General features: G+C 40.4%; 19 protein-coding genes. 17 read left to right on the forward strand and 2 right to left on the reverse strand.

The annotated features are described in order from the left end of the window. Positions 1-100: 100 nt before the first annotated feature. Together ABWV45_RS00745 and ABWV45_RS00750 are read left to right on the forward strand one after the other, a co-directional pair. The gene (locus ABWV45_RS00745) at positions 101-985 is read left to right on the forward strand and encodes a radical SAM protein (RefSeq protein WP_353347684.1); all 885 of its coding nucleotides are present in this window, start codon (positions 101-103) and stop codon (positions 983-985) included. Beyond that, on the forward strand, positions 985-1,509 hold the full coding sequence (locus ABWV45_RS00750) for a DUF1285 domain-containing protein (protein WP_353347686.1): 525 nt from the start codon (positions 985-987) through the stop codon (positions 1,507-1,509). Before ABWV45_RS00745 ends, ABWV45_RS00750 begins: the two co-directional genes overlap by 1 nt. Before the next feature lie 114 nt (positions 1,510-1,623). On the opposite strand, the gene ABWV45_RS00755 is transcribed toward ABWV45_RS00750, so the two are convergent. Beyond that, positions 1,624-3,267, reverse strand: coding sequence for an electron transfer flavoprotein-ubiquinone oxidoreductase (locus ABWV45_RS00755; RefSeq protein ID WP_353347688.1), 1,644 nt, complete (start codon positions 3,265-3,267; stop codon positions 1,624-1,626). Between the two features lie 412 nt (positions 3,268-3,679). On the opposite strand from ABWV45_RS00755, the gene ABWV45_RS00760 reads away from it, so the two are divergent. The 12 genes from ABWV45_RS00760 to gorA all read left to right on the forward strand — a co-directional run bounded on the left by ABWV45_RS00760 (position 3,680) and on the right by gorA (position 14,410). Next, positions 3,680-4,429 carry an electron transfer flavoprotein subunit beta/FixA family protein gene (locus ABWV45_RS00760; RefSeq protein ID WP_353347690.1) on the forward strand — a complete coding sequence of 250 codons (750 nt, stop codon included), beginning with the start codon at positions 3,680-3,682 and terminating at the stop codon, positions 4,427-4,429. Then, positions 4,429-5,358 carry an electron transfer flavoprotein subunit alpha/FixB family protein gene (locus tag ABWV45_RS00765; RefSeq protein ID WP_353347692.1) on the forward strand — a complete coding sequence of 310 codons (930 nt, stop codon included), beginning with the start codon at positions 4,429-4,431 and terminating at the stop codon, positions 5,356-5,358. The genes ABWV45_RS00760 and ABWV45_RS00765 overlap by 1 nt, the downstream gene beginning before the upstream one ends. Before the next feature lie 166 nt (positions 5,359-5,524). Then, the gene (gene gspE, locus ABWV45_RS00770) at positions 5,525-7,012 is read left to right on the forward strand and encodes a type II secretion system ATPase GspE (protein ID WP_353347694.1); all 1,488 of its coding nucleotides are present in this window, start codon (positions 5,525-5,527) and stop codon (positions 7,010-7,012) included. 2 nt (positions 7,013-7,014) lie between these two features. Continuing rightward, positions 7,015-8,232: a type II secretion system inner membrane protein GspF gene (gene gspF, locus ABWV45_RS00775; RefSeq protein WP_353347696.1), complete on the forward strand. Its 1,218-nt coding sequence runs from the start codon at positions 7,015-7,017 to the stop codon at positions 8,230-8,232. Positions 8,233-8,249: 17 nt separating this feature from the next. Further along, positions 8,250-8,663, forward strand: coding sequence for a type II secretion system major pseudopilin GspG (gene gspG / locus ABWV45_RS00780; RefSeq protein ID WP_353347698.1), 414 nt, complete (start codon positions 8,250-8,252; stop codon positions 8,661-8,663). A gap of 6 nt (positions 8,664-8,669) precedes the next feature. Next, positions 8,670-9,242: a pilus assembly FimT family protein gene (locus ABWV45_RS00785; protein WP_353347700.1), complete on the forward strand. Its 573-nt coding sequence runs from the start codon at positions 8,670-8,672 to the stop codon at positions 9,240-9,242. Then, complete coding sequence (gene gspI / locus ABWV45_RS00790; RefSeq protein WP_353347702.1) at positions 9,229-9,612, forward strand: type II secretion system minor pseudopilin GspI; 384 nt, start codon at positions 9,229-9,231, stop codon at positions 9,610-9,612. Before ABWV45_RS00785 ends, gspI begins: the two co-directional genes overlap by 14 nt. Then, positions 9,605-10,342, forward strand: a complete 738-nt coding sequence (locus ABWV45_RS00795; protein WP_353347704.1) for a GspJ family type II secretion system protein — start codon at positions 9,605-9,607, stop codon at positions 10,340-10,342. Before gspI ends, ABWV45_RS00795 begins: the two co-directional genes overlap by 8 nt. Then, the gene (gspK, locus tag ABWV45_RS00800) at positions 10,293-11,396 is read left to right on the forward strand and encodes a type II secretion system minor pseudopilin GspK (protein ID WP_353347706.1); all 1,104 of its coding nucleotides are present in this window, start codon (positions 10,293-10,295) and stop codon (positions 11,394-11,396) included. Before ABWV45_RS00795 ends, gspK begins: the two co-directional genes overlap by 50 nt. Next, positions 11,396-12,544, forward strand: coding sequence for a type II secretion system protein GspL (gene gspL / locus ABWV45_RS00805; RefSeq protein WP_353347708.1), 1,149 nt, complete (start codon positions 11,396-11,398; stop codon positions 12,542-12,544). Before gspK ends, gspL begins: the two co-directional genes overlap by 1 nt. Continuing rightward, the gene (locus ABWV45_RS00810; RefSeq protein WP_353347710.1) at positions 12,537-13,067 is read left to right on the forward strand and encodes a type II secretion system protein M; all 531 of its coding nucleotides are present in this window, start codon (positions 12,537-12,539) and stop codon (positions 13,065-13,067) included. Before gspL ends, ABWV45_RS00810 begins: the two co-directional genes overlap by 8 nt. Further along, positions 13,064-14,410 carry a glutathione-disulfide reductase gene (gene gorA, locus ABWV45_RS00815; protein ID WP_353347712.1) on the forward strand — a complete coding sequence of 449 codons (1,347 nt, stop codon included), beginning with the start codon at positions 13,064-13,066 and terminating at the stop codon, positions 14,408-14,410. Before ABWV45_RS00810 ends, gorA begins: the two co-directional genes overlap by 4 nt. A 97-nt stretch (positions 14,411-14,507) precedes the next feature. On the opposite strand, the gene ABWV45_RS00820 is transcribed toward gorA, so the two are convergent. Next, on the reverse strand, positions 14,508-15,347 hold the full coding sequence (locus ABWV45_RS00820) for a CZB domain-containing protein (protein ID WP_353347714.1): 840 nt from the start codon (positions 15,345-15,347) through the stop codon (positions 14,508-14,510). Between the two features lie 92 nt (positions 15,348-15,439). Here ABWV45_RS00820 and ABWV45_RS00825 point away from each other — a divergent pair, with 92 nt between their 5' ends. The 3 genes from ABWV45_RS00825 to ABWV45_RS00835 are packed head-to-tail and all read left to right on the forward strand — an operon-like array spanning position 15,440 to position 18,484. Then, positions 15,440-16,663, forward strand: a complete 1,224-nt coding sequence (locus tag ABWV45_RS00825; protein ID WP_353347716.1) for a tyrosine-type recombinase/integrase — start codon at positions 15,440-15,442, stop codon at positions 16,661-16,663. Next, positions 16,660-18,108 carry a tyrosine-type recombinase/integrase gene (locus tag ABWV45_RS00830; RefSeq protein WP_353347718.1) on the forward strand — a complete coding sequence of 483 codons (1,449 nt, stop codon included), beginning with the start codon at positions 16,660-16,662 and terminating at the stop codon, positions 18,106-18,108. The genes ABWV45_RS00825 and ABWV45_RS00830 overlap by 4 nt, the downstream gene beginning before the upstream one ends. Continuing rightward, a complete protein-coding gene (locus ABWV45_RS00835) occupies positions 18,101-18,484 on the forward strand; it encodes a DUF6262 family protein (protein ID WP_353347720.1) in 384 nt (127 codons plus the stop codon). The genes ABWV45_RS00830 and ABWV45_RS00835 overlap by 8 nt, the downstream gene beginning before the upstream one ends. The last annotated feature ends 110 nt before the right edge of the window (positions 18,485-18,594 follow it).

Raw genomic sequence — 18,594 nt, forward strand, 5'->3', positions numbered from 1 at the left:
ATTTTGAACTAATAAGCTCAGCCATTTTATTAATAAATCGAACAAAATTGCTGTTACTGGGCCAAGCATGCGAAAATAGAAGAATTAATGAGGTGAAATCATGATTTCTTATATAGAACCCGTATTTAGACCCCCAAGCGAAGCTCGTTCTTTTATTTTACAGGTAACCAATGGCTGCTCTTGGAATAAATGTACATTCTGTGAGATGTATACAGAAGAACAAAAGAAGTTCAAAGCTCGAAAAGAAGAAGATATCGAGCAAGATATAATCAAAGTTGCACAAGCTGGCTATCCATTTAACAAGGTCTTTCTAGCTGATGGTGATGCTATGGTACTGCCTATGCGCAAACTAGTTTCGATTCTTGAGATGATAAAGAAACACTTACCGCAAGTAAGGCGTGTATCGAGCTATTGTCTGCCGCGAAATATTTACAAAAAATCAGTGGAGGATCTAGCTCAGCTTAAAGAACTGGGTTTGGATATTTTATATGTAGGTTGTGAGTCAGGTGACACTCAAATTCTTGAGTTTGTTAATAAAGGTGAAACCTATGAAACCCAGCGTGATGCATTATTAAAAATAAAAGCCGCGGGTTTAAGGTCTTCAGTGATGATTCTAAATGGCTTGGGTGGCCCTAAATATACTGAGCAGCATGCCATCAATAGTGCTAAGTTGATGAATGAAACCCAGCCTGAATACCTTTCAACCTTAGTGGTTAGCTTCCCGCAGGGGGAGGAGCGCTTCAAGGAAGGATTTAAACAGGATTGGTCCTTGATGGATCAAACAGGATTATTCCTAGAGTTAAAGCACTTTATCGAACATCTTGAGTTGGAAAAAACAATATTTCGTAGTGATCATGCCAGTAACTATCTACCCTTGAAGGGTGTATTAGGGCGAAATAAAGCCGACATGCTTGAGCAGATTAATACCGCTCTTTATCAGCCTGATCGAATTCGTTTACGTCAGGAATGGCAGCGAGGTCTTTAATGGATTTGACTGTACTAAGTCAGCAGTTAGGGCGTTTTTTAGACATGCCGTCTCAGTTGCCACCGATTGATCAGTGGCATCCTGATTTTAGTGGTGATATTGATATTCGCATTGATAAAAATGGTAAGTGGTTTCACGAAGGTGATCCAATTCTTCGTGAGAAACTTATGCGGCTATTCAGTACTATCTTAAAGTACGAAGGAGGTGAATACTTCTTGGTTACGCCAGTAGAGAAATGGCGCATACAGGTAGAAGATCAACCCTTTGTTGCTGTTCTTTCCAATAATATCACCACAGAGATGGGTCAAAACATTGAACTGATTACGAATACAGGTGATGAATTAGTAATTTCTTCTGCGCATAATTTAGAGATTGATGCTCACGAGGCTCCAAAAGTTCATGTTAGAGCAGGAATGTTCGCTCGATTAAATCGCAACGTTTATTATGATTTGGCATCGAGTGCCTTAGCTAAAGATGGTAGGTATATGGTTGAAAGTGCAGGGGAGCTGCATCAAATAGGTTAGTTGGTTAAAATATGTTCCACGGGGAACAAATAATGAGCAGTTATATATTAAGCCTGTCTTAATTGTTTTGCATATAAAAAAGGAGCCACTGGCTCCTTTTTTTATTGTCTGAAATTACATATTTGGATAGTTAGGACCGCCAGAACCTTCTGGTGTTACCCAGGTGATGTTTTGAGCTGGGTCTTTAATATCACATGTTTTACAGTGTACACAGTTTTGAGAGTTGATCTGGAAGCGCTGTTCACCGGCTTCATTTTCAACAATTTCATAAACCCCTGCAGGGCAGTAACGCTGCGCAGGCTCATCATATAAAGGAAGGTTCTTCCCTAATGGAATGTTGGCATCTGTAAGGCGTAAGTGACATGGCTGATCTTCAGCATGGTTAACGTTACCAATGAATACAGAGTCCAGTTTGGCAAAGCTAATTACACCGTCTGGTTTAGGGTAATTGATCTTCTTGCACTCAGCTGCAGGCTTAAGTGTCGCGTAATCTGGAGTGGTATCATGCAGTGTAAATGGTAATGGCAGGATATTATGGTGAACATAGTTAAATGCACCACCTAAGAACATGCCGAATTTATGCATGGCTGGGCCAAAGTTACGACTATTGTGTAGGTCTTTGTACACCCAAGATGCTTCAAATGCTTCTGTGTATTCAGTTAGTTCGTCATTTGCACGACCTGACTCAATAGCAGCAATCACCTGTTCTGCAGCAATCATACCGCTCTTCATAGCAGTGTGTGTGCCTTTGATTTTTGAGAAGTCCAAAGTGCCTGCGTCACAACCAACAATCAAACCACCCGGGAAGGTCATTTTAGGTAAGCTGTTTAAGCCGCCTTTAGTAATGGCGCGAGCACCATAAGATACGCGCTTGCCACCTTCAAGATACTGCTTCAGTACTGGGTGATGCTTAAGACGTTGAAATTCATCAAATGGGCTTACGTGCGGGTTAGAGTAAGCAAGGTCGGTAATTAGACCAACAACCACTTGATTGTTTTCCGTGTGGTAAAGGAAAAAGCCGCCTGTAGAGTTTGATTCATCTAAAGGCCAGCCAGCGCCGTGTATTACTAGGCCTTCTTTGTGGTTTTCTGGCTTAACATCCCAAAGCTCTTTGATACCGATGCCGTAATGCTGTGCATCTTTACCTTCATCAAGCTTAAACTCATTAATAAGTTGTTTGCCTAAATGACCGCGACAGCCTTCTGCGAAGATAGTGTATTTACCGCGAAGCTCCATGCCAGGCATGTAGTTTTCAGTTTGCTCGCCAGCTTCACTTACACCCATGTCGCCAGTGATAATGCCTTTTACTTGGCCGTTTTCTACGATGTATTCCGCTGCTGCGAAGCCTGGGTAAATTTCAATCCCTAGGTTTTCAGCTTGCTCGCCTAACCAACGAACAACATTACCAAGGCTGACAATATAATTGCCATCATTGTGCATTGGCTTGGGGATCATCCAGTTTGGAGATTTAAAACTCTTTTCTTCACCAGTGAAAAAGTAAACTTCATCTTGCTTAACTGGGGTGTTAAGAGGTGCGCCCATTTCTTTGTAGTCTGGGAAAAGCTCAGCAAGTGCACGATCTTCAATGACAGCACCTGATAAAATATGGCCGCCTACTTCTGCTGCTTTTTCTACTAGACAGACAGTTAATTCTTGACCTTTTTCTTGTGCAAGTTGCATAAGACGAATGGCTGTTGATAGGCCAGACGGTCCACCGCCAACAATGACGACGTCATATTCCATCGCTTCGCGTTCCATTGAACTCTCCTCGTTATCTCAAGCTAACTCAGCCGTTTCTAAGTGTGGGCTGTGATTAAAATGCGGCCAAATGAGCCAAAAAATTCGCCGTAGTATACTGATTTACTTGGGTTTCGCCAAATTTAATGGCCGAGTGAAAAATAGGGGATTGGCTATTTATAACTAATTAAATAACAAATCGTCATAATCAGACTAGCATTCAAACGCGCGTTTGAATAGAATCTCTTCCCACAAATGTATCGTTAAGTAGAACTTTAATATCGACTGCTTATTAAATCGTCAACTTGGTGGTGTTTATTGACCTTATAGTTATTTAGGTTCAATATATGCACCCCCTTGTAGGCGGCTGATAATTTTTCCGAGAAATAAGTCGTTCTACTTTCTTAAATCCACTCAACTTGACGGGGAATCTATGAAGGTTCTTGTAGCTGTTAAGCGTGTAATTGATTACAACGTAAAAGTGCGCGTTAAGGCTGATAATTCTGACGTTGATCTGACCAACGTTAAGATGGCCATGAATCCATTTTGTGAAATCGCAGTAGAAGAAGCGGTACGCCTTAAAGAAAAAGGTGTAGCCACTGAAATTATTGTTGTTTCCATTGGGCCTAAAGTTGCTCAAGAGCAAATTCGTACTGCTCTTGCATTAGGTGCTGATCGCGGCATCCTAGTAGAAACTGAAGAAAAACTAGAGTCTTTATCTGTTGCTAAAACACTTAAAGCCATTGTTGAAAAAGAACAACCTCAACTAGTTATTCTTGGTAAGCAAACTATTGATAACGACAACAACCAAACTGGTCAAATGCTTGGTGCATTAACTGGTATGCCTCAGGGTACTTTCGCCTCTGAAGTTGCGGTTGATGGCGACAAAGTGAATGTTACTCGTGAAATCGACGGCGGTCTTCGTACTGTAGGTTTAACTCTGCCTGCAATCGTTACTACTGACCTTCGTTTGAATGAGCCTCGCTATGCTTCTCTACCAAACATCATGAAAGCTAAGCGTAAGCCATTAGAAGTAGTGTCTGCTGCTGATCTTGGTGTAGAAATCAAATCTACTCAAACTCTAGTTAAAGTTGAGCCGCCTGCTGAGCGTTCTGCTGGTATTAAAGTAGCAAGCGTTGATGAACTAGTTGAAAAACTTAAGACTGAAGCGAAGGTGCTGTAATGGGTATATTAGTTGTTGCTGAACACGATAACGCTACCCTTAAGGGTGCGACTTTAAACACAATCGCTGCCGCTAAAGCGATTGGTGGTGATATTGATGTATTGGTTGCTGGCCAAGGTTGTCAAGCTGCTGCCGATGCAGCTGCAAAAGCTGAAGGCGTAAGCAAGGTAATCCTTGTTGATGATGCAGCTTACGCTCAGCAGCTTGGTGAGCCTATGGGTGATCTAGTTGCTGAATTAGGTAAAGGCTATAGCCACATCCTAGTTGCTGCTACAACCACAGGTAAGGATTTCTTACCTCGTACGGCTGCCTTGCTAGATGTAAATATGATCTCTGAGATCGTTGCAGTTGTTTCTGCAGATACGTTCCAGCGTCCTATCTATGCAGGTAACGCCATTGCAACCGTTCAATCTAGCGATGCAGTGAAAGTAATCACTGTTCGTGCAACTGGTTTTGATCCGGTTGCAGCTGAAGGCGGTTCTGCTGCTATTGAAGCTGGCAATGCTGTTGCTGACAAGGGCATTTCTGCTTTTGTTGGTGAAGAGCTAGCTAAATCTGATCGCCCTGAGCTAACGTCTGCTGATATCATCATTTCTGGTGGTCGTGGCATGCAAAATGGCGATAACTTTGAAATGCTTTACAAGGTAGCTGATAAGATCGGCGCTGGTGTAGGTGCATCTCGTGCAGCAGTTGATGCTGGTTTCGTACCTAACGACATGCAGGTTGGTCAAACGGGTAAAATCGTTGCACCAAACCTATATGTTGCAGTTGGTATCTCTGGTGCTATTCAGCATTTGGCAGGTATGAAGGACTCTAAAGTCATTGTTGCTATCAACAAAGACGAAGAAGCGCCTATCTTCCAAGTGGCTGACTATGGCCTAGTGGCTGATTTATTTGAAGCCATTCCAGAGCTAGATAGCAAGCTTTAATAGTTGTCTTACTCGTCAAAAAAGCCCGGTTTATCCGGGCTTTTTTGTGTTTGTTATATTTTCCGCGTATTTAGTTGGTATAATGGTAATAGTTCGTTTCAAAAAAATGAAACTTGGCTGTACACTAGCAGTCTATTAGATCCCGATAATAATAAGTGAAGTAGAAGTGGAATCTGTTGAAGTTAAAACGTCACCTGAGCGCCTACCTTACGGGTTTGCAAAACGCTTTGGCCTAGTGGCCCAAAATCAGCCCGATAACTCATACCTTGTTTGGCATAAAGAAACTACGCCGAATCAAGCTTTTACTGAGTGCCTACGCGTGCTTCCGGGAGTTGTTAAGTTTGAAGCTGTATCAGATGATGACTTCGATACCCAGTTAGCTCGCATCTATCAAGAATCCGCCGATAGCCGTGAAGCCATGGAGGAGCTAGGCGAAGACCTTGACCTTGCTAGCTTAGCCAATGCTATTAACGAAACCTCCGATCTTCTAGAACAAGAAGATGACGCACCTATTGTGCGCCTAATAAACGGCATATTAACCGATGCCGTAAAACGTAACGCCTCCGATATTCACATAGAAACCTTTGAAAAACGCTTGGTTGTGCGCTCTCGCGTAGATGGCGTATTACAAGAGGTGTTAGAGCCAAGACGAGCATTAGCCCCCTTGTTAGTTAGCCGTATTAAAGTTATGTCTAAGTTAGACATTGCTGAGAAACGCATACCACAAGATGGGCGCATAGCATTAAGAGTGGCAGGCAGAGAGGTAGATGTACGGGTATCAACTATGCCATCTAGCCATGGTGAGCGTGTTGTAATGCGATTATTGGACAAGCAAGCAGGCCGCTTAAATCTGGGCCAGTTGGGCATGAAAGGTGATAACCTCAAGCGTCTTTTGAATATCATTCATAAACCTCATGGCATTATCTTAGTAACTGGACCTACTGGTTCAGGTAAAACAACAACCCTATATGCCTCATTAAGCGAACTAAACGACAAATCACGTAATATTCTTACGGTAGAGGACCCTGTTGAATACAGTCTTGCTGGCATCGGTCAAACACAGGTAAATACTAAAGTAGACATGACTTTTGCTCGTGGTCTTCGCGCCATACTTCGCCAAGACCCAGATGTTGTTATGATTGGCGAAATTCGTGACCGAGAAACTGTAGAAATAGCAGTACAAGCGTCATTAACTGGCCACATGGTTTTATCTACATTGCACACCAATACAGCCGTAGGTGCTGTAACTCGTATTCAGGATATGGGGGTTGAGCCATTCCTATTGGCCTCTAGCTTGGTAGGTGTGGTTGCCCAGCGTCTTGTACGTACCTTGTGCCACGAATGCAAAACGCCGTATTTAGCAGATGAAGCAGAAAACGAGTTGCTGGGTTTTGCACAAGATGCAAAAACAACGATTTATCATGCCGGTGGGTGTGCTGAATGTGGCGGCTCTGGCTATAAAGGCCGACGTGGTATATATGAAATCATCGAGATTGACGATGATATGAAGACCCTTATACATAACGGCGCTGGAGAGATAGAGCTTAATCGCCATGCCCGTAAACAAAGCAATAGCATTCAGCAAGACGGCTTGCAAAAAGTCATCGAAGGGGAAACCACCCTAGAAGAAGTACTACGAGTAACTAAGGCGTAATCATGGCAGCATTTGAATACAAAGCCTTAGACGCCAATGGCAGACAAAAGAAAGGGGTCATCGAAGCCGATAGCCCAAGGCAGGTTCGCCAGCAACTACGTGATAAGCAGCTTATGCCTGTCTCGGTTGAACAAAGTACGTCTAATCAAAACTCTGAAAAGCCATTCAGCAAACTTTTTAAACGAGCCATTTCTGTTGCTGATTTAGCTATGTTAACGCGCCAGCTTTCCACTTTAATTGGTGCGGGATTGCCAATTGAAGAAGCCCTAAAGGCAACGGCCGAGCAAACAGAAAAAAAACGCATTCAATCTATGATTTTATCTATTCGCTCTAAAGTTTTAGAAGGGCACAGCCTTGCTAATGCACTAAACGAATACGATTATGCTTTCCCAATGCTGTATCGCGCAACCGTCGCTGCTGGTGAACACGCAGGACACCTTGATACTGTTTTGGTCAGACTGGCTGATTACATGGAAGTCAGTCAAGTTAATCAACAAAAAATTAAATTAGCGGCTGTATATCCCATTATTTTGTGCGTAGTTGCAATTGGTATTGTGGTTTTATTGTTGACGCTTGTAGTGCCTGACATTGTCGAAGTTTTTGTTAAAAACGGTCAAGAACTACCTACACTTACGCAGGTGATGATTAATTCCAGTGACTTTTTAGTGGACCATTGGATAAAACTTATCATTGTATTTTCAGGTACCATATTTGGTTTTTTATGGGCGATAAAAAAAGATCACATTAAAAAGAAATATCATCATGCAATGATCCATATGCCGTTTATTGGCAAAATGGTTAAAGGCTTTAATACCTCACGCTTTATTAGTACGTTAGCTATCTTAAATTCAAGTGGTGTCCCTCTTGTTGAGGCCATGAAAATAGCTGGCCAAGTAGTAGGTAATGTCATTATTCAAGAGAAGCTAACCGTTGCTTGCCAGCAGGTAACCGAAGGTGGCAGTCTTCATCAAGCGCTAAAAGAAACGGGTGTATTTCCCATTATGATGTTACATATGATTGCCAGCGGCGAATCCAGTGGCGAGCTTGACTCTATGCTAGAGCGTACCGCTAAAAATCAGGAAACAGATTTACAAAACACCATTACAACATTAGTCAGTATGTTTGAACCTATCATGCTATTAGTAATGGGTGGGGTGGTAGTGTTAATTGTGATAGCAATTATGCTACCAATTTTAAATATGAATCAAATGATTGGATAACAAAAAAGGAAATAATAATGAAAAGACAATCAGGTTTTACCTTAATTGAAATAATGGTAGTGCTAGCCATTTTAGCAGGCCTTGTGGCTATGGTTGCCCCTAATATCATTGGAGAGGCAGGGGCGGCTCGTGTCAAAACAGCCAAAGCGGAAATGGCAAACATCTCTCAAGCTTTAGATATTTATAAACTTGATAACTTTAGTTACCCATCTACTTCTCAAGGTCTAGAAGCATTAGTGTCTAAGCCATCAGGAAGCCCTGAGCCTAAAAACTATAAGTCTGGTGGTTATATGAAAAAGCTACCTATCGACCCTTGGGGCAATCCTTACCTGTACTTTTCTAAGAGCGGTAAATATGAAATTGTCTCTTTTGGTGCTGACGGCGAAGAAGGCGGCGAAGAAGACAACGCAGACATTAGCTCAAACGATTAATGCATAATGCGCCGTCATAATTCAGGTTTTACATTAATAGAAATTTTAGTGGTACTGGTCATTATAGCCTTATTGGTTTCAATGGCCTCACTGAATACCTCTCATGACGGCCGTATTAATGAAATAAAATCAGAAGCTGAAAAGTTAAAGTTTTTATTAGAGGCCTCAGCGGATGAGGCTCTTTTTAATAATAAAAATATAGGCTTTGAATTTGCAAAAACTGAATTCACACCATTCTCTTACGAAATTCAAACACCTGCAACCACAGCCGATAGTACAAGTGAAGATGAAATAATTAGTAGTTGGAATGGTTATACTGGAAAATATATTCAGCATTATATACTGCCTGAGTCCATGTACTTAGAGTTAAGTGTGGAGGGTCAAGAACTACAATTACCCTATGTTTTAAAGCAAGACAAAAAACAAGAAGAGATTAAACCAGTCTTTTTTATGATGGCATCGGGGGAGCAAACACCAATACAACTTAAAATTCAAATGGAAGATTATGACGGCTACGCCACAGTAAGGGGTGATGGCATGGGCCGTTTCTTTTATGAGGTGCACAATGAAGAGCAATAAAGGCTTCACCTTATTAGAGGTAATGATTGCTCTGACTATTTTTGCTTTAATTGCCTCTACATTATCTAAAGCATCAGCCCTAGCCGTGGATAATCAAATACACCTAGAGCGCAAGCTGCTAGCCACTTGGATTGCAGAAAATGAAATTATTGAAATGCGTTCTTCTGCTTTTTCAGCCATCACTAAAAAGAAAAAAGATATAAAGTTCAGTGAGCGCAAATGGATCATTGAAATTAACGCCAAACCTAAAAAGAATTTCTCAGGCATGCCAATTCCCCTAGAGATTAAAGAGGTTTCCGTAGCTGTCAGCTTGGCAGAAAATCCTGATAGTCCACTGCAAACCCTAACTACGTATATCGCCAATGATTAAATCTCAGTCCGGCTTTACATTACTAGAAGTATTACTGGCTGTGTCAATTACAGCTTTAATTGGCGTAGGTGCAAGCCAGCTATTAACCAGTACTGCCAGCACTAAAAACGCAACCGAACAACGAGCAAAACAGCTTAAAGAAATACAGCGAATGGACTTTTGGGTGAAGCGTGATTTAACACAAATCGCAGGACGCAAAACTCGTGATGTCTATGGTCAACATATTGACCAACTATTCAGTACCGGTAGTGATTATCTCATAGAGTTTACCCGTTCAGGCTTGGCCTCTTTACCAAGTTTTGGTGATGAGGGAAAGCGAACCTCTCGCTCAAATATGCAGCGTGTCGCCTATGCCGTTAGAGGGCACGGTAGTGAGTACTGTAAAGATGTTCCTAAACCCTTTGATGAAAATGAAGATACATCAGACAAGCAATGCTTGGTTAGAATTTATTGGCCTGTTTTAGATTTGGCATCAGACTCAGAGCCACTTGTTCAACTCTTAATGGAAGAAGTAGAAGACGTTAGGTTTTTTTATCGTGGCCAGTTAGTGGATTTTGTAACCCCTTCAAATAGCGTGCGTAGCGATAGTTGGCAAGAAGACTGGCCCGGACCATATCTTACCGGCTCACTAACGCCAGATTTAGTGCAGTTAAAGGTACAAATCACCACAAAAAAACTTGGTGAAATTACCCGCTTATACGAGGTGCCGCGTTTTGCATTCACCGAATAATAAGCAATCAGGCCTTGCACTTATAACAGTACTATTCATCTTTGCATTAGTGTCTTTAATGGCAATTTCCATGCAGCAAAGGCAAGCCTTAGACATTGCTCAGGCATCGACAACCTTTACACAATCTCAAGCCATGCAGTTAGTTATGTCAGCTGAGGAAATCGCAAAAGCAGGGCTCTCATTTGACTTAAATCGAGATATAAACCAATCAGAGGAGTGGGATACTGCCAGTGAGTTATGGAATCAGGCATTCCCAACTCAAATAGATAATGCTTTTGTTGAGGTTAGGATTCGTGATTTACAGGGTTTATTTAATTTAAATTGGCTTCATCCAGCTGCGAGCAATCCATCTTTGGCCTTGGCCCGCTTTAAGCGTTTAATAACAATAGTCGACCCTTTATTTTCAGACGCCTCTGCAGTTGCTAATAACTTAAGGGATTGGTTCACACCTAGCAGCTCTGCCAATTACATATATGAAAACAATACACCACCTTATCGTGCTGGCGAAATTGTTATGACTCACCCATCGGAGCTTAAATTGGTTGAAGGGGTTACCAATGAGTTGTTTTATGCTTTAGAGCCTCATATAACGGCCTTGCCTAGCTCTATACAATTGAACATCAATACAACCACAGCTAAAGTATTATCAGCATGGGATTCAGCACTTTCAGAGACTGACGCAGAGGCGCTAGTTAAAAAGACACGCTCAGGATCATGCGGAAAGGATAGAGGGGTGGCCTTGTATAAAACGGTATCAGACTTCATGAGCGACCCAATAATTGAGGCTATCACTAGTAAAGCAACCTCAACAGTACCAGCTACTATAGTTGCTGCTGATTTTGCAGTTAATTCGACATATTTTAGTATTCTATCAAGGGTTACTTTAGATATTGATGGTGACACAATTAATGATGCAGATATAAATACAGAAAGCATTTTGCGTCGTAAACCAAACTCAACTGGAAATAACGATGGTTTTACTGGGATTATTTATCGTGATTTATCTCGTAAGCCAGAAGACCACAATCATTTGAAAATAGTGGATTGCACCTAATGACAATAATAAATATATATGAGCCAATCTCACAGAGCTTAACCACCCTAGACGAGCAACTACACAAAATAAGTGCAAATTCAGATGATGATTTGGGTTTGCAAATAATCAACAGTACAGCCTGTCAAATTTTATCTGTTCAGATGCCTGTTAAGCAGGCCAAGCAAATCATTAAAGCATTGCCGTTTGCGCTCGAAGAACAGCTAGCTAATGATATTGATCAGAACCATATTCATTACTTAGGTAAAGAAAATGGAGAAGCCCACGCTTTAATTGTCAGCCATGATCTAATGACATCTGTGGTGAATACAAATAATCCCGATGGTTTGTTTTATTTACCACTACTTCTTCCTCAAGTAGAAAAGGGGATATGTGTTTGTGTTTTAGATGACATAGCTAATATTCGTTTTTCGAAATTTGGTGCCATGAGTGTCAGTATCGATATATTGCCCCTTGTTATTGAGCGACTAAAAAATGACGAGCGAGAAGTCGTTGAATTTCATGACTTAGATGAAAAAAATGAACTATTATCCTTAGAGCTTGAAAATATCGGATTTAAAGTCATTAAAGGTGAGGCATCAACACTACATGCACACCTGATCAATCAGCTAAAATCAGCTAATGCCAATTTATTATCAGGCTCCTACCAAAAGAGAAAACCCAAAAACACCACTAAAATAAATAAATTTAAGGCACCTTTAGCTTTGGCAGCAGTTCTATTGGTAGCTATGTTTGTCACGCAACTTAAAGAGCTTAACCAATACAAACAAATGGGCGATCTTGTGTCGAACGCGTCAAAAAGTTTTTACACTAATTTATTTCCGGATGAGCGAGTTAGGAGTTTAAGACGTCAATTTAAAGATAAGTTAGAAGAAACTGGCGGGGCAACAACCATAAATAATGGTTTTGTTAATTTATTAGCCAGCACCACAAAAGGTATTAATGAATCCGGTGGCGCTCAATGGGACGCTGTTAGATACACAGGAAAAAAGAATGAAATTGAAGTAAACCTAATAGTTAAAAACGTAGCTCAACTTGATGGTATTAAACAAAAGCTTGCCAGTTCTGGCTTGCAAGTGGATATCACATCAGCCACAGAAGTTGGAAGTCAAATCAAGGGCGTTTTAAAGGTGAAGCAAAATGGCTAACGGCATAGATAATTTAAAGCGTAACTTAAAAATACAATTAGAACAAAGCTCTTTGTATAAGAGCACTCATAACTGGTTTACAAACCTAGCTGAAAAAGATCAAAAGCTGGTTAAGCTGCTTGGCATAGTTGTGTCAATCGCGATTGTTTATTCGTGGGTATGGTCCCCAGTATCACAAAAACGTGATAGTGCAATTAAGCGCTATGAATCAGAAATGGCATTCCATACTAAAATGAAAGAAAACGCTTACTTGTTTGGGGCGGGCACCAGTACAAGCGCAGGCGGAAATAAATCAATACTAAGCACTGTAAATAATACAGCTAAGGTTAAAAATATTCATTTGAAACGCTTTGAGCCAGATGGGGATACCGGTCTTCGAATTTGGCTAGACAAGGTTAATTTCAATTCTGCAATAGATTGGCTGGAGCTTTTAGAGTCCTCAAGAGGTATTAAAGTAGAACAAATCTCCATAGATAAGGTCGAACCAGGTATTGTGAATATTAGAGCGGTTTTAAAGTCATGAGTAAATTTGATTTCGACTTATTTGTAATTGGTGCAGGCTCAGCAGGAGTACGAGTGAGTAGGATGGCTGCGGCTATGGGCAGACGTGTTGCGGTTGCGGAATCACGTTACCTTGGTGGTACTTGCGTAAATGTTGGATGTGTACCTAAAAAGCTTTTTGTATATGCGAGCGAGTTCCCTCATATGATAAATGAAGCTAAAGGATACGGGCTAAACTTAAACTTAAATGGATTCAATTGGAACACTCTTCGTGATAACAAAACAAAAGAGATTGAGCGATTAAATGGGATATATCAAAACTTATTAGATGGCTCGAACGTGACAACAAAATTAGGTCATGCTTCATTGGTGGATTCTAATACCGTAACTATTAATGGGGAGCACTTTACTGCAGAAAAAATTATTCTTGCTACAGGTGGTTGGCCTGACTTACCAGAAATCCCTGGCAAAGAATTCATGGTCAATTCCAATGACTTCTTTTATTTAGAGAGCTTTCCCCAAACAGCTTTGGTGGTGGGCAGTGGTTATATTTCTGTGGAATTTGCAGGCATTTTAAATGGTCTAGGCTGTAAAACATCAATCTCTTCACGCTCAGGGAAATTACTTAGAGGGTTTGATGAGTCCACAAGAGAGTTTGCTGAAAATGAAATCCTTAAGAAAGGTCTAACTTTAATCAAAGAGCAGCCAATTAAGATCACAAAAGAAGAAGAAGGGTACAGGGTTGAATTTAATAACCAACCTTCAATTCTGGTTGATCTTGTAGTAGCTGCAACAGGAAGGAATCCAAACCTTCAAAATTTAGGTCTTGAGAATGTCAATATTGCGCTCGATGATGGTGGTTTTATTAAGGTTAACGAGCAATATCAAACCAGCACAGAGTCAATTTATGCACTGGGAGATTTGATCGACACTCCTCAGCTCACACCAGTCGCACTAGCTGAAGCAATGACATTTTTACGCCAGCAGTATGAAGGTAACTTAATACCTTTGGATTATACAAATATTCCTACGGCTGTATTTTCTCAGCCTAACTTGGCAACAGTCGGCATGACAGAACAAGAGGCTATACAAAAGGGATACAAGGTAAAGCGCTATGAAAGCGAGTTTCGAGCACTAAAATTAACGATGACTGATTCAACAGAGCGCACCTACATGAAGTTAATTGTTGATAATGAAAGCGACAAAGTGCTTGGCGCACATATGGTAGGAGAGCATGCCGCTGAGATCATTCAAGGTATTGTCATTGCAATTAAAGCAGGCGCTACCAAAGCAGTATTTGATGAGACAATTGGCATACACCCAAGCTCAGCAGAGGAGTTTGTAACAATGAGAAATCCGAGTTAAATAAAGCATTGCTACCTGTAGGGACATATTTATCTAAAGGCTTACCTGACCGCTTAGTAGGTATGCTTAGTTCCTTATTAAAGCAAGGCAATACACCCTAACGATTAAACAACCGCCAGTCTAATACGACACATGGCGGTTGAGAGTCCTTATTATCTAGATATCCAGCAACGAACGTCAAATTGATGATGGCTTCGTTATCATCTACATCCTGCTGTAATGTAAAATCATTTTTGTAGTAAGTTAAAATATCACTAATTGCATTTAATCGAACCGCTATCATTTTTTTGCCGGTATCGATATACAGCAAAATAGGGCGAGTGATAATCTCAAGGCGTTCTCTTGCTGCTTCAAATAAGCTAATTAACTTACCTAGCGTTCTATTTTTTTCTGCTTCAAATATTTCCAACGCCTCTTCTAGAGAACCGTCCTCTTTAAGCTTTAGTAGGTCGTCAGCCAATGCATGTATGCGCTTATGCGGCTCATCAAAATCCGTCATAATATCAGCCAGTAACTCATCCTCAGATGTGAATGTAAGGTACCATTTACCAAACTCGCATTGACTGGCATCCCTAGCTTTAGTGAAAGCCACACCGGTTCGTAACGTAGCTTCCAGTGCATCCATCCATGCTATGTGGTCTTTTTCTCTTTCTTTTAATGTGAGCAGTAATTTAAAGTTTTTAATGTATTCGGCTTCACAGCCCATTAACTCAGCAAAATCATAAATTGGAACTGGCTTTCCTTGATATGTGGTTACCTCAGCACCCAGTTTGGCATTTACTTCAATGCGTGTTGTTTTGCGCTTATCCTGCTCGATGTAGCGAACCTCGCTAACAGGAGTTGCATACTGTGTATTACCGACATAAAAGGTGATTACCTCTAGGTAGTCGACTAGGCCAAATAAAGGTGTTGAGATCGCTTGTTGTGCCGATTCCATACTGGTTACTCAATCCATGGTTTTCTTTAATAGTAGACAACACAATGATAATTACAATTTCCGATAATTGTTATTATCGGAAGTACCAATATATGTGTAATTCACGTCCGCCACACAGAAAAAACACCTTTTGTTTACACCTCAACTCTTGCTATGTAAGCTTCACAGCCCCAAAACTACCAAGCAAGGCTGATTTAGTGCGAGTTGAGAAGTTTCAGCACCCAACCTTAGAAAGAGTTACATTTAGAGTTTATTCAGACGGTTTACCTGTTAGGCACATAAATAGATTTCTTAGTCACCTAGATAAAAGAGATTTTGCTCCAAACACAGTTAAGGCATATTCCTACGACCTAGCGCAATATTTCAGGTATCTGGATAAATCTAAAATAGATTGGGAGCTAACTAGTATCGATGTCATTACTGATTTCATTGCATATTACAAACACTCTAAATCTGAGAACCTATCGGTCCTACCTACAGAATTAGGACAAGCCCGCACTATTCAAACCATCAATAGATGTCTTGCAGCCATAAGTGCATTTTATCGGTATTGCTTAAATACAAATGTTTTAGATCCGTCTTTTTCAATTGAAATAATTTCCTCTGACTTATCCAGAAACCCGAAGGTTAAAGAATTCCTATCGTTTGCATCAGCATCGAGACCTCAGTCTGTTTCTAGGGAGTTAAAGCCCTTTCGTAGGATCAAACCTGTATTGCGAAAGGTAAAGATTATTAGTGAGGAGCGTCAGCTTCAGCTTTTAGAATTCTGTTCAAACCCAAGGGATCGGCTTTTGATCCTGCTACTGATTGAAACTGGTATGCGAATTGGACAGGTATTACAACTTCGACACTCAGATATTGAAAGCTGGGACTCTCAACTTATCATTCATCCTAGAGTAGATAATGCCAATGAAGTTTACTCCAAAACCAAAGTTCCCTATGAAGTTGGAATTACCAAAAAGTGGGCGGATATGTATACAGAGTTCCTCATAAATGATACTGGCGACATTGACTCTGACTATGTGTTCACAAAGCTATACAGAAAAGATGGCGGTGAAAAAGGCGAACCCCTTACCTACCCTTCTGTAAAAGATCTGTTTGAAAGGTTCTCACGGGTCATAGGGGAAACTGTAACACCTCACATGTTGCGACACAGTCATGCTACTGACTTATTAAGACAAAACGTGAAAATAGAGATCGTTTCAAAGCGCTTAGGCCACGCTTCAATCGAAACAACCAAAAAGATCTACGAGCATTTAACAGCAGAAGACATTAAGCGGGCGATATTTGCAGATAAAGGAGATAACTTACTATGAGCCATCATCATTCTAGAGCATCTATCAGGCTGGTTACGAGAGAATCGATTTTTGACGAGGATATATGGAATTTTGAAAAATTAGGGTATGCAGAAAATGAACGCCCTAGCGGTTACAACAATATGTCTTTTTATGATATTCAACAGCCATGGTTACGTGACAGGTTTAAAGAGACAATATGGAGAAAGCGTACATCTGTTCAGGCATATACTTTAATTTCATATCTCCGTATAGGGAGAAGCTTAAGTAGATTTTTAGATGCTGAGTACTCTAGACCTACTATTAGCGTAATTACACAAAACACCCTTCGTCGCTATCTTGAAAGCATTAACGATAAAGCCCTGGCTACTCAAAGCAGTACTTACTCACAGCTTAATGAAATAACCACTTGCTGGATTCAGTGGGGACTTATTTCTAAAGATAAATACCCGTTAGTAACAAAAGAAATGAGACCAAGAAAAAGAATTCAGTCTCAGCCTAAAGGCTTAAGCTTTAAAGTGCAAAATGAACTAGAGGGTCACGTGGACTCTGAAGATGACGAAGGTTCTAGGATGCTTCAGGTTATCATGGAGACTGGAATGCGTGGCAGTGAACTCTTGGCCCTTAAAAAAGATTCAATGAGCCAAGACAAGGATGGTGACTGGTACCTAACAAGAATAAATCGAAAATTTATAAAAGAGCATACTATTCCTATAAGTCATAAGTTGGCTGGCACAGTGAAAACACAAATTGCCTATATAGATCAGTATTGCGAAAAAATGGAAATAAGTAATCCTCATAATTATTTGTTCGGCCATCGAAGAAAAAAAGAGTTCAAAACCTATGCTCTTCGTACACTCAATATCCGCTTAAAAAAATTATCTGATAAGCTAAAGCTGACTAATGAGCTTGGTTTAAAACAAGAAGTCAGCAGCCATACCTTTCGACATACCGTTGGTACAAATTTAATAAATAATGGTGTTGATATGGTTACTGTCCAGAATTATCTTGGACATGAATCACCAATGATGACTGCTATCTATGCCCACCTTCACAATAAAACAATGAGAACAGCAATAGATAAGGCACAAAATCAACTAATTGATATAAAAGGTAAGCTATATAGTGGACTAGATGTGATTCGTGAAATTGAAGTTATAGAGCATGATGACACCCCTATAGAAGCCAAGTGGTTGAAGCATCAACTGGCAACCCAAGCCCTTTCTAACGGAATTTGTGCCCTGCCCGTTAAGCAAACCTGTCCTCATGCAAATGCTTGTTTAACCTGTACTAGTTTTCGTACGGATAAGACATACATGGATGTACATCAGCAACAACTTCAAAAAGCAAAGTTTCTTGTTAATGAGTCGAAAGCCAAGAATTTCTCACGTCAACACGACCTAAATAAGCAAGTACATGATAACTTAATTACAATAATAGACGGTCTGGAAGCGGTAAATGACTGATAATTCAAAGCATTTAATTGCTCATAAAAAAAACGAGTCAGAGAAGAAAATAGAGGCTGTACGAGATACCGTCTCTTATATGCTTTACGCCTCTGAGGAAATCAACTTAAACAAAGTAGCAAAAAAAGCCCGCGTATCTAGGACTTTTATATACAGCAATAAAGAGTTAAGAGAGTTAATAGATAGCAGTAGAGAGCCATCTAAAGTAAAAGCAGAAAGAAAACGAATTTCATCTGGCCAGGCGCGTTCAGATGAAAGCAAATTAGCCATTATAAATAACTTAAAGCGAAGACTATCTGAGCTGACTAAAGAGCTAGATAGAGTTAAGTCTGATAATGCCAAATTAAGAAGCTATATTTCGGAAATTGAGGACTGAGAACTTTTTAAAAAGTTAGAAAACAGAAGGAATGTAAAATTCTACTGCACTTTCTGCCATGAAGCAGAATAGAATACTTTGAAGCTATATCTTGCGTTACAACAATAAAT

The sequence above is a fragment of the Oceaniserpentilla sp. 4NH20-0058 genome, assembly GCF_040371755.1.
Classification (GTDB): domain Bacteria; phylum Pseudomonadota; class Gammaproteobacteria; order Pseudomonadales; family Oceanobacteraceae; genus Bermanella.

What these genes read in the sequence shown, in the direction of transcription:
- gspG (WP_353347698.1), top strand. Translation starts at nt 8,250, where the DNA reads ATGAAAAGACAATCAGGTTTTACCTTAATTGAAATAATGGTAGTGCTA.
- ABWV45_RS00760 (WP_353347690.1), top strand. Translation starts at nt 3,680, where the DNA reads ATGAAGGTTCTTGTAGCTGTTAAGCGTGTAATTGATTACAACGTAAAA.
- ABWV45_RS00765 (WP_353347692.1), top strand. Translation starts at nt 4,429, where the DNA reads ATGGGTATATTAGTTGTTGCTGAACACGATAACGCTACCCTTAAGGGT.
- ABWV45_RS00750 (WP_353347686.1), top strand. Translation starts at nt 985, where the DNA reads ATGGATTTGACTGTACTAAGTCAGCAGTTAGGGCGTTTTTTAGACATG.
- gspF (WP_353347696.1), top strand. Translation starts at nt 7,015, where the DNA reads ATGGCAGCATTTGAATACAAAGCCTTAGACGCCAATGGCAGACAAAAG.
- gspI (WP_353347702.1), top strand. Translation starts at nt 9,229, where the DNA reads ATGAAGAGCAATAAAGGCTTCACCTTATTAGAGGTAATGATTGCTCTG.
- ABWV45_RS00795 (WP_353347704.1), top strand. Translation starts at nt 9,605, where the DNA reads ATGATTAAATCTCAGTCCGGCTTTACATTACTAGAAGTATTACTGGCT.
- ABWV45_RS00835 (WP_353347720.1), top strand. Translation starts at nt 18,101, where the DNA reads ATGACTGATAATTCAAAGCATTTAATTGCTCATAAAAAAAACGAGTCA.
- ABWV45_RS00810 (WP_353347710.1), top strand. Translation starts at nt 12,537, where the DNA reads ATGGCTAACGGCATAGATAATTTAAAGCGTAACTTAAAAATACAATTA.
- ABWV45_RS00745 (WP_353347684.1), top strand. Translation starts at nt 101, where the DNA reads ATGATTTCTTATATAGAACCCGTATTTAGACCCCCAAGCGAAGCTCGT.
- gspL (WP_353347708.1), top strand. Translation starts at nt 11,396, where the DNA reads ATGACAATAATAAATATATATGAGCCAATCTCACAGAGCTTAACCACC.
- ABWV45_RS00825 (WP_353347716.1), top strand. Translation starts at nt 15,440, where the DNA reads ATGTGTAATTCACGTCCGCCACACAGAAAAAACACCTTTTGTTTACAC.
- ABWV45_RS00755 (WP_353347688.1), bottom strand. Translation starts at nt 3,267, where the DNA reads ATGGAACGCGAAGCGATGGAATATGACGTCGTCATTGTTGGCGGTGGA.
- ABWV45_RS00785 (WP_353347700.1), top strand. Translation starts at nt 8,670, where the DNA reads ATGCGCCGTCATAATTCAGGTTTTACATTAATAGAAATTTTAGTGGTA.
- ABWV45_RS00820 (WP_353347714.1), bottom strand. Translation starts at nt 15,347, where the DNA reads ATGGAATCGGCACAACAAGCGATCTCAACACCTTTATTTGGCCTAGTC.
- ABWV45_RS00830 (WP_353347718.1), top strand. Translation starts at nt 16,660, where the DNA reads ATGAGCCATCATCATTCTAGAGCATCTATCAGGCTGGTTACGAGAGAA.
- gorA (WP_353347712.1), top strand. Translation starts at nt 13,064, where the DNA reads ATGAGTAAATTTGATTTCGACTTATTTGTAATTGGTGCAGGCTCAGCA.